At 71.4% G+C, this 9,604-nt stretch carries 9 protein-coding genes; 4 read left to right on the top strand and 5 right to left on the bottom strand.

The genetic code is table 11. The features are described 5' to 3' along the window. Positions 1–202 precede the first annotated feature (202 nt). Complete coding sequence (locus ABZ404_RS38945; protein WP_358835968.1) at positions 203–1,372, bottom strand: steroid 3-ketoacyl-CoA thiolase; 1,170 nt, start codon at positions 1,370–1,372, stop codon at positions 203–205. A gap of 271 nt (positions 1,373–1,643) precedes the next feature. Between ABZ404_RS38945 and ABZ404_RS38940 the strand changes: the two genes are divergently transcribed. After that, positions 1,644–2,885, top strand: coding sequence for a cytochrome P450 (locus tag ABZ404_RS38940; RefSeq protein WP_358835976.1), 1,242 nt, complete (start codon positions 1,644–1,646; stop codon positions 2,883–2,885). Here the strand turns inward: ABZ404_RS38940 and ABZ404_RS38935 are convergent. Then, entirely contained in the window at positions 2,875–3,081 is a 207-nt protein-coding gene (locus ABZ404_RS38935) for a DUF397 domain-containing protein (RefSeq protein WP_358835969.1), read from the bottom strand. The two genes, ABZ404_RS38940 and ABZ404_RS38935, sit on opposite strands and share 11 nt — an antisense overlap. Positions 3,082–3,100: 19 nt before the next feature. Continuing rightward, positions 3,101–3,952, bottom strand: coding sequence for a helix-turn-helix transcriptional regulator (locus tag ABZ404_RS38930; RefSeq protein ID WP_358835970.1), 852 nt, complete (start codon positions 3,950–3,952; stop codon positions 3,101–3,103). A 94-nt stretch (positions 3,953–4,046) separates the two neighbouring features. On the opposite strand from ABZ404_RS38930, the gene ABZ404_RS38925 reads away from it, so the two are divergent. Then, a complete protein-coding gene (locus ABZ404_RS38925) occupies positions 4,047–4,520 on the top strand; it encodes an ATP-binding protein (protein WP_358835971.1) in 474 nt (157 codons plus the stop codon). Here the strand turns inward: ABZ404_RS38925 and ABZ404_RS38920 are convergent. After that, positions 4,488–5,198: a M48 family metalloprotease gene (locus tag ABZ404_RS38920; protein WP_358835972.1), complete on the bottom strand. Its 711-nt coding sequence runs from the start codon at positions 5,196–5,198 to the stop codon at positions 4,488–4,490. The genes ABZ404_RS38925 and ABZ404_RS38920 overlap by 33 nt on opposite strands. Before the next feature lie 210 nt (positions 5,199–5,408). Between ABZ404_RS38920 and ABZ404_RS38915 the strand changes: the two genes are divergently transcribed. Continuing rightward, positions 5,409–6,110 (top strand): pyridoxamine 5'-phosphate oxidase family protein, encoded by a 702-nt coding sequence (locus ABZ404_RS38915; RefSeq protein ID WP_358835973.1) that lies wholly within the window; start codon positions 5,409–5,411, stop codon positions 6,108–6,110. On the opposite strand, the gene ABZ404_RS38910 is transcribed toward ABZ404_RS38915, so the two are convergent. Beyond that, the gene (locus tag ABZ404_RS38910) at positions 6,014–8,002 is read right to left on the bottom strand and encodes a bifunctional glycosyltransferase 87/phosphatase PAP2 family protein (protein ID WP_358835977.1); all 1,989 of its coding nucleotides are present in this window, start codon (positions 8,000–8,002) and stop codon (positions 6,014–6,016) included. The two genes, ABZ404_RS38915 and ABZ404_RS38910, sit on opposite strands and share 97 nt — an antisense overlap. Positions 8,003–8,356: 354 nt before the next feature. Here ABZ404_RS38910 and ABZ404_RS38905 point away from each other — a divergent pair, with 354 nt between their 5' ends. Further along, the gene (locus ABZ404_RS38905; protein WP_358835974.1) at positions 8,357–9,541 is read left to right on the top strand and encodes a DUF2330 domain-containing protein; all 1,185 of its coding nucleotides are present in this window, start codon (positions 8,357–8,359) and stop codon (positions 9,539–9,541) included. Positions 9,542–9,604: the final 63 nt, after the last annotated feature.

Genomic DNA, 9,604 nt, shown 5'->3' with positions numbered 1-9,604 from the left:
ACCAGCCCCCACCGGGCCCGCAGGCAAAACACCAGGGGCGCAGGGGCGAAGCCCCGCCCGGGTCCGGGAGGGGCCGCAGGCCCCTCTAGGGGCGCGGGGAACTGCGCGACCAGCCCCCGCCGGGCCCGCAGATGAAGCACAAGGGGTGCAGGGGCGAAGCCCCGCCCGGGGCCCGGGGGGGCGCAGCCCCCGGGGAAGTCACTTACAGCCGCTGCAAAATCGTCGCCGTAGCCAACGCACCCCCCGCACACATCGTCACCAACCCCACCTCCCCACCCCCCCGCTCCAACTCATGCAGAGCAGTGGTCAACAACCGAGCCCCCGTCGCCCCCACCGGATGCCCCAGCGCGATAGCCCCCCCGTTCACATTCACCTTCTCCAGGTCCTGGTCGAAGACCTGCGCCCACGACAGCACCACCGACGCGAACGCCTCGTTGATCTCGACCACGTCGATGTCCCGCAGCGACATCCCCGCCTTCCCCAGCACCGCCCGCGTCGCATCGATCGGCCCGTCCAGGTGGAAGTGCGGATCGGCGCCCACCACCGCCTGCGCCACGATCCGCGCCCGCGGCCGCAGCTTCAGCGCCCGCGCCATCCGCTTCGACGCCCACATGATCGCCGCCGCCCCGTCGGAGATCTGCGAGGAGTTCCCGGCCGTGTGCACCGCGGTCGGCATCACCGGCTTCAGCCGGGCCAGCGCCTCCATGGACGTGTCCCGCAGCCCCTCGTCCCGGTCCACCAGCCGCCACATCCCCTGCCCGGCCGCCTGTTCCTCCTCCGTCGTCGGCACCTGCACCGCGAACGTCTCCCGCTTGAACCGCTCCTCCGCCCACGCGACCCCCGCCCGCTCCTGCGAGAGCAGCCCGAGCGAGTCGACGCGCTCGCGTGTCAGCCCCCGGTGCCGGGCGATCCGCTCCGCCGCCTCGAACTGGTTGGGCAGGTCCACGTTCCACTCGTCCGGGAACGGCTTGCCCGGCCCGTGCTTGGACCCCGACCCCAGCGGCACCCGCGACATCGCCTCCACCCCGCAGCTGATCCCCACGTCCACCACCCCCGCCGCGATCATGTTCGCGACCATGTGGCTGGCCTGCTGGGACGAGCCGCACTGGCAGTCCACGGTGGTCGCCGCCGTCTCGTACGGAAGCCCCATCGCCAGCCACGCGTTGCGCGCCGGGTTCATCGACTGCTCACCGGCGTGGGTGACCGTCCCGCCGACGATCTGCTCCACGCAGTCCGCGGGAATCCTGGTACGCCCCAGCAGCTCGCGGTAGGTCTCGCCGAGCAGATAGGCGGGGTGGAGATTGGCGAGAGCGCCTCCGCGCTTGCCGATCGGCGTGCGTACGGCTTCGACGATGACGGGTTCCGCGGCCATGAGCTCGTCCTCTCCTCAACGACTCCAAGCCCGGCCGCGGGGCCTCCCGGAGCCGCCACGGACCGAACTAGTACGCGTTCTAGTTCTGCTTGCAGTCTGGTGAGGGCTACCCCCGGTACGCAAGGGTTGTGCACCTACCGCGCACGCTCCCCGTCCGAGAACGAACACCCCCCGCACCCTTGCGACTTGTAGAACCCGTTACTACCTTTCAGACAATTCTGATGGGTCGTCAGGAACCGTGTCCGAACGTGCCGACCGGATGGAGCTGCCGATGCGCTGCCCCCACCTTCCCGAGGGGTTCGACTTCACCGACCCCGACCTGCTCCAGGACCGCGTCCCGTACCCGGAGTTCGCCGAGGCGCGGCAGACCGCCCCGGTCTTCTGGTGCTCGCAGCCGCACGGTCTCGCCGGCTTCGGCGACGACGGCTACTGGGTGGTGACCCGGCACGCCGACGTCAAATACGTCTCCACCCACCCGGAGCTGTTCTCCTCCACCACCAACACCGCGATCATCCGCTTCAACGAGAACATCACCCGGGACCAGATCGAGGCCCAGCGGCTGATCATGCTGAACATGGACCCGCCGGAACACACCCGCGTCCGCCAGATCGTCCAGCGCGGCTTCACCCCGCGCGCGATCCGCTCGCTCGAATCCGCCCTGCGCGACCGCGCCCGCCGGATAGTCGACACGGCCCTCGCCGCCTCACACGGCCGCGACTCCTTCGACTTCGTCACCAACATCGCCGTCGAGCTGCCGCTCCAGGCGATCGCGGAACTCATCGGCGTACCGCAGGAAGACCGTACGAAGATCTTCGACTGGTCCAACAAGATGGCGGCCTACGACGACCCCGAGTACGCCCTCACCGAGGAGATCAGCGCCGAAGCCGCCATGGAGATCGTCAGTTACGCGATGAACCTCGCGGCGGCGCGCAAGGAGTGCCCCGCGAAGGACATCGTCTCCACGCTTGTCGCCGCCGAGGGCGAGGGCAACCTGCTCGCCGACGAGTTCGGCTTCTTCGTCATCCTGCTGGCGGTCGCGGGCAACGAGACCACCCGCAACGCCATCAGCCACGGCATGCACGCGTTCCTCACCCACCCCGACCAGTGGGAACTCTACAAACGCGAGCGCCCCGAGACCGCCGCCGAGGAGATCGTGCGCTGGGCGACACCCGTGGTGTCCTTCCAGCGTACGGCGGTGCAGGACACCGAACTCGGCGGCGAGAAGATCAAGGCGGGCGACCGCGTCGGCCTGTTCTACTCCTCCGCCAACAACGATCCCGAACTCTTCGACGAGCCCGAGCGGTTCGACATCCTCCGCGACCCCAACCCCCACCTCGGCTTCGGCGGCGGAGGCCCCCACTTCTGCCTCGGCAAATCGCTCGCGGTGCTGGAAATCAACCTGATCTTCAACGCCATCGCGGACGCCCTGCCGAACCTCACCCTCGCGGGCGACCCGCGCCGCCTCCGCTCAGCGTGGCTGAACGGCATCAAGGAGCTTCAGGTCACGCCGTAACCGACCTGACGAACGCGCCGAAGGCGGCGGGAGAGAGCGTGATGACCGGGCCGTCCGGGACTTTGGAGTCGCGGACGGCGACGGAGTGGGGGAGGTCTGCGACCTCTATGCAGTCGCCGCCCTGGTCGCCGCTGTGCGAGGACTTGCGCCAGGCGGCGCCGTGGAGGGGTGCGCACTCGACGCAGTCGCCGCCCATGTTGCCGCTGTAACTGGACTTACGCCAACGGGTCTCCGTCAGCCGAGAGTTGCCGTTCCCCATAGCATTCCTCCATCACCCGACGGATCAGCTCTGCCGAGTCCCGGAGAGAAAGGGCAGCCGCCTGCAGGTGATCGTAATAGAGGGAACAGTTCCTGACGACATCCGGATTGGCCGTGGGATGCGCGGTCCCGTACCCCTCGGTGTAGACGATAGGCGGGTCGTCCGAGAAGCGGTACAGGTTGAACGATCCCTGCAATCCAGCATGCGCGCCGACCACGAATGGCAGCACCTGAATATTTACGCTGGGGTTCGTCTCGTAACTCAACAGGCGAGCGAGTTGCTCACGCATAACCTCAGCCCCGCCGATACTTTGGCGTAACGCTCCCTCGCCCAGGATCGCCCACAGCACCGGGGGCCTCTCCTTCTGCAGGATCCGCTGCCGAGCGAGCCGGACCGTCGTACGGTCGTCCAGGTCAGCAGCATCCACAGCCCCCAGCACCGCCCGCGCGTACCCCTCCGTCTGAAGCAGCCCATGCACCATGTGCGTCTGGAACGTATAGATCTCGGTCGCCCGAGCCTCCAGCTCGGCCACCTGCTGGAACCACGCCGGAAGCTGGCTCCGCAGGACGAGGGGGAGCAGCCGGGACAGTAACCCGCCCGTGCCGAGCGCCACGTCCGCGCGCTCGCTGAAGTCCGCCGTCGGCAACTTCCTCGCTGTCTCGATCTGGCCGATGAGCGAGCCGGTGTACGCGATGATCGCGCCCAGTTGCTTCTGGGTGAGGCCGCCCGCCTCGCGGTAGCGGCGGAGCTCGTATCCGTAGTAGTCGAGCGGCGACGCGCTCGGGTCGAGGACGTTGATGTGGACCACGGCGGGTACCCCCTCGGGCTCAACTCCGCTGACTTGTGCGCGGGTTGTATTCGTTTCGTAGCCGAGAGTAGCCATCGGGCGGGACGCTCGTACCGTGAACGACAATTCCCAGTACGGCATGCGCTTGACGGTCGGTGCGCACTCCGCCCGCCACGTCCGCAGGATCGTCCGTATGCACCTCGACCTCTGGGCCATGTCCGACCTCGTGGACGCGGTCGAACTCGCCGTGACGGAGCTGCTCGCCAATGTGGTGCGGCATGTGCCGGACCGCTACTGCGAGTTGCTGCTCCAGCGCCGCCCGCACGGCGTCCGCGTGGAGGTGTCGGACCGCCATCCGCAGCTTCCGCTTCCTCTCGACGCGTCGGAGGAGGACGAGTCCGGGCGCGGGCTCGTCCTCCTCGATGCGGTGGTCGACCGGTGGGGGGTGACTCCGGGGCAGGTCACGGCCGGAAAGACGGTGTGGTTCGAGTGCGGCAGCGCACCGGCCCCCGCCCCCGCCTCCGCCAGTAAGCCGTCGCCCAGAAATTCAGCCCGCCTAGTCGCGGATCACCTTCCGCGCCACCCGTGACCGGGCGCCCGCGAGCTCCGCGTCGACGGCGGCGGTGCAGTCGACGGCCGGGCGGACGGCGGCCGGGTGCGGCACCGGAGCCTCGACCAGGCGCCTGCGGCGCAGGTGGGTGGGCGGGTGGGTGGAGTCGACGGCGTGGCCGCGCAGGGCTCCGGCCCGGCGCAGCCGCTCGTACTCGTGCTCGGGTACGGCGGCGATACGCTCGGCGAGGCGGTCCCACAGACCCCGCTCGGCCGCCTCGCGCGCTCCGTCCGCGCGGCCCTTGGACTGGGCGGTGACCGACTCGCGGCGCAGTTCCAGCCGCACGGAGTCCGTGACCAGAAGGCGGTCCAGCAGTTCCACGGCCGCCTCGGTCGAACCGGCGCGGGCGGCGGCCTGGTCGGCGAGGTACTCGGCGCGCTGGGTCGCGCGCAGGGTGAGGTGGTCCAGCAGGACGAGCACGCCGTACACCGCCCATCGCGGCACGGCCATCAGGTAGTTGGCGAACCGCTCGGCCAGGCCCGGGTTCGGGGTGGGAGCCAGGAAGTACACCCACAGGGCGAGCGAGCGCAGCGCGCTGTGGAGGACGTGGCCGTGCCGGGTGTCGCCGTTGGCGTAGTGGCCCAGCTCGTGGCCGAGGAGGGCGACGCGCTGGCGCGGGGTCAGCACCTCCCAGAGGCCGAGGCCGAGGTGGAGCACCAGCCGAGGGCCCAGCCGCTGAAGGTGCCGGGCCGGATGGCGATGACCGCCACCCCGGCGACGGCGAGACCGAGCGTGACGGCGTGCACGAGGAGCGCCAGTACCCACGCGAGGGCGTGACGAGGCAGGGTATGACCTCGCCCCTTGATTGCCCGCACGGCGACTGAAATAGTTGTCTGTGCACTGCGTGTCAACGGAATCGGTGGGGGAATGAGCTTCGAGGAGCAGAATCAGCAGCAATCGGGGCAGCTCGCGGTGACCGGGCGGACCCGGCACCGACGGCTGCGGGAGCAGGGCAGCACCGAGGTGGCCGACCTCGACGCGATCCTGCGCGCCGGGTTCGTCTGCCACCTCGGTGTGGTGGTCGACGGCACGCCGATGGCCGTTCCCACGGTGTACGGCGTGGACTTCGCCACCCGTACCCTCTACGTCCACGGCTCCGTGGCCAGCCGCAGCCTCGTGCAGGCGCCGGACAGCACGGTGTGCGTGACCGTGACGCACATCGACGGGCTCGTCCTCGCCCGGTCCGTCTTCGAGCACGGGGTCAACTACCGCAGCGCGATGGTCTACGGCGTGCCGCGCCCGGTCACCGGCGGCGACGAACTCCTGCACGGGCTGCGGGTCGTGACCGAGAACTGCGCTCCGGGGCAGTGGGAGTACGCGCGCGAGCCCAGCCGCAAGGAGCTCGCCGCCACCTCGCTGCTCGCGCTGACACTGGAGGAGGCGTCCGTGAAGACGGCGTCCGGCCCGCCCCAGGACGGGGACGGGCCGGACGGCACACTCGGGCTGTGGGCGGGCGTGGTGCCGCTGCGGACCTACTTCGGCGCGCCGGAGCCCGATCCGGCTCTGCCCGCCGGCATCGCACTGCCGCCCCATGTCGCCGCCCTGGGCCCGGGCGGCTCCGGGAGCTGAACGCCGCGCGGGCCCGCCAGTACGTACACCAGGGCGAAGCCCGCGCCGACGACCGTCGCGCCGCCCACCGCGTCCAGCACCCAGTGGTTGGCGGTGACGACGATCGCGCAGACCGTGAAGAGCGGGTGGAGCAGGCCCAGGGCCTTCATCCACAGCTTGGGGGCGACCACCGCGATCACGATCCCGCACCACAGCGACCAGCCGAAGTGCAGCGAGGGCATCGCCGCGTACTGGTTGGTGACCTGCGTCATCGCCCCGTAGTCCGGGTTGGCCAGGTCCTGCGGGCCGTGGACGGTGTCGATGAAGTCCATGCCCGGCATCAGGCGCGGCGGGGCCAGCGGGAAGAACCAGAAGCCGAGCAGGCCGAGGAGCGTGGCGAAGCCGAGGGCCGAGCGGGCCCAGCGGTAGTCCACCGGGCGGCGGACGTACAGCACGGCGAGGATGGCCAGCGGCACGATGAAGTGGAACGTCTCGTAGTAGAAGTCGAAGAACGAGCCGAGCCACTTCACGTGCTGGATCGCGTGGTTGGCCCAGTGCTCGATGTCGATGTGGAGGGCGCGCTCGACGGCCGCGATGGTCCGGCCGTGCGCCTGGGCGGTCTCCCGGCCCGCGGTGGCCTCCAGCCGGATGTGGGAGTACGCGGAGTAGCCGACGCGGATGACGAGGAGTTCCAGGAGCAGGTTGGGGCGGCTGAGCACCCGGCGCCAGAACGGCATCAGCGGGACGCGGGCCCAGCGGGCGGGAAGGGGGCGCGCGTACGTGGTGGGGACCGGCGTGCGGAAATGCTCGCTGGTGCGCGGCAGGAACGGGACCAGACAGGCCGCCGCCAGCGCGGTCAGCAGCGGAACGTTTTCTCGGAGCGGCTGGAGTAACCCCACGTTGGGCAGCAGCACCGCGCCCGGGAGCGTCATCACCAGGACGACCACGGCGGGCCAGGCGGGCCGGTCGCGCGCCTTGGTCCCGGCCCGGCCGACCATCGCGAGCAGCACCCACAGGAGCTGGTGCTGCCAGGCCGTGGGCGAGATGGCGACCGCGACACAGCCGGTGAGGGCGACGGCGAGCAGTAACTGGCCGTCGCGCGCGTACCGCACGGCCCGGCGCAGCCCGACGACGGTCACGGCGGCGCCGAGGGCGACGAACAGGGCTATCTCCAGCGGGCCTTCGAGGCCGAGGCGGAGCAGGGCCCCGTGCAGCGACTGGTTGGCGAGGCCGTCGGGGCGCGCGCCGAGCCCCGCGCCCGCCACGTGGTGCACCCAGTACGTCCAGGAGTCGTGCGGCATGAACGCCCAGGCCAGGGCGGTCGCGCCGGCGAAGGTGGCGGTGGTGGACAGGGCCGCGGGCCGACGGCCGGTGAACCACAGCAGCGGGACGAAGAGCAGCACGGTGGGCTGGAGGGCCGCGCCGGCGCCGATGAGCACCCCGGAACAGCGCTCACCCTGTACGGCGAAGCAGCCGAGCAGGACGAGCAGGACGGGGATGATGCTGGTCTGGCCGGTGGTGAGGGCGTTGCGGACCGGCAGCGAGACCATGAGCAGACTGATGGCGACGGGCACGGCCGGCAGCGCGCCGCCGCGTGCCGACGGCCCCGGCAGCGGCCCCGGCAGCGCGCGGACGGCCACGGCGCCGAGCACGGCGACCAGGAGCAGAGTGGACAGCGTCCAGGCCACGCCGAGGGCCTGTTCCGCCGCGTGGGTCAGCGGTTTGAGGACGAGCCCGGCGAAGGGGGTGCCGGTGAAGTCCTCGGTGTCGTACAGGTCGCCGCGCACGTGCAGCACACCGTCGGCTCCGGCGGCGCCGGTCCAGGTCTCCAGGTCGGTGAGCCGTTCCCCGGGTGGGAGCCGCAGGACGTGGGCCATCTGCCGTACCGCGAGAACGGCCGCCAGGAGCCACATGACCACCCGGGCGATGCCCGCCCTGGTGTCGGCCGCGTCCGCGTCCAAGTCCACCGTGCTGCCGCGTCTGCCGTGCTCCGCATTCGCCACGCCCCGCCGAACCTCCCACCGTCTGTCGTTGGCCCGCTGTTCGTCCGCCGCACGGCCCTCGGCCGTGGGGCGGCCTGCCCTCAGAGCCTCGCACCACCCCGTTCAAGAGACTCAGGCAACCCCCACTTCGCCTGACTGTCACCCGTGTTTTGACCGGAATCGCGTCGTCCGGCGTCCACGGCCTACCGGAACCGGACTCGCCGCGACGCCGTCGTAGCTCGCGTCGGCGATCTCGCCGACGCGTGGCGGACGAGAGGCGGGGGCATGCGCGGCAGAGGCACGGGACAGCGGATATGGCTGGTCACGGGGGCGTTGCTGGCGCTGCAACTCGGCTCGCTGGTGTCGCCCGCGTACGCCTGCGGGTGCGGCGCGATGGTCCATGGCCCGGGCACGCGGCTGGCTGTGCGTCAGGAGACGTCGGCGGTGCGGTGGGACGGACGCAGCGAGCAGATCGTGATGAGTCTCACGGTCGACGGCGACGCCCCGAACGCGGCGTGGATCATGCCGGTGCCGCACCGGGCGACGGTGACGCTCGGCGAACGCGCGCTCTTCTCCGAGCTGGAGCACGCGGTGGCGCCGGTGCACCGGGACCGCCACCACTTCTGGCCGGAGGACGGCGACTGGCCTTTCTCCTCCGCCCACGGCCGCCGCACGGTCGGGGACGGCGCCGCGGCCCCGAGGGCGGCGGCGCCCCCGGTCGGCGTGGTCGGCCGCGAACGCCTCGGCCCCTTCGACGTGGCCCGCCTCACGGCCACGGACCCGGACGCGCTGCGCGACTGGCTGACGGCGAACGGCTTCCGCCTCCCGCCCGCGCTCTCCACCGAACTGCGGCCGTACGTCGACGCCAAGTGGGAGTACGTGGCGGTCCGCCTCGCCCCCGCGTCCGGAAACGGCCCCCTACGGGGCACGCTCGACCCCCTGAAGCTGACGTTCGCGAGCGAGCGGCCGGTGTACCCGATGCGGCTGTCACGCCTGGCGAAGACGCCGCAGTCGCTGCGGCTGTACGTGGTCGCGGCGCACCGGATGCAGCCGGAGTCGGCGATCGGGGGCGGGGCGCCGGAGGTGCTGTACGCGGGACGGGTGCCGGAGGATTCGGCCGAGCTGGGGAGGTTCGGGGCGGGGGCGGAGGCCGGGGGCGGGCCGGGGGCCGGGGCCGGAACCAGGGTCGGGGCCGGGACCCCCTACCTCACGGCGCTGAACCAGTCGTTCGAGCGCCCGTCGCGGATCACGGGCGACCACGAACTGGTCCGGGCGACGGACGACGCCCCGTTCCAACGGGTGATCTACCGGGACCGGTTGATGCGGGTGGGGGGTGTGCCGGCGTGGTTGGTCTCCGTGGGGGGCGGGGTGGTGGCCGGGGTGACGACGGTACTGCTGCTACTCACACACCGCGCCCGCCACCGCCCGGTCACCCCACCGCCACGGGTGGTGGTGCCGCCGCGGCTGTGAGGGGGGGGTGGGGGGTGCGGTGGCTTGCGGGGTGCCTTCACCTGCGGGCCCGCTGTGGCTGGC

Source organism: Streptomyces sp. NPDC005878, from assembly GCF_040629815.1.
In the GTDB taxonomy this organism is placed as follows: Bacteria; Actinomycetota; Actinomycetes; order Streptomycetales; family Streptomycetaceae; genus Streptomyces.
Note: the sequence above shows the minus strand (reverse complement) of the source record. Positions and strands in the feature narration are given on the sequence as shown.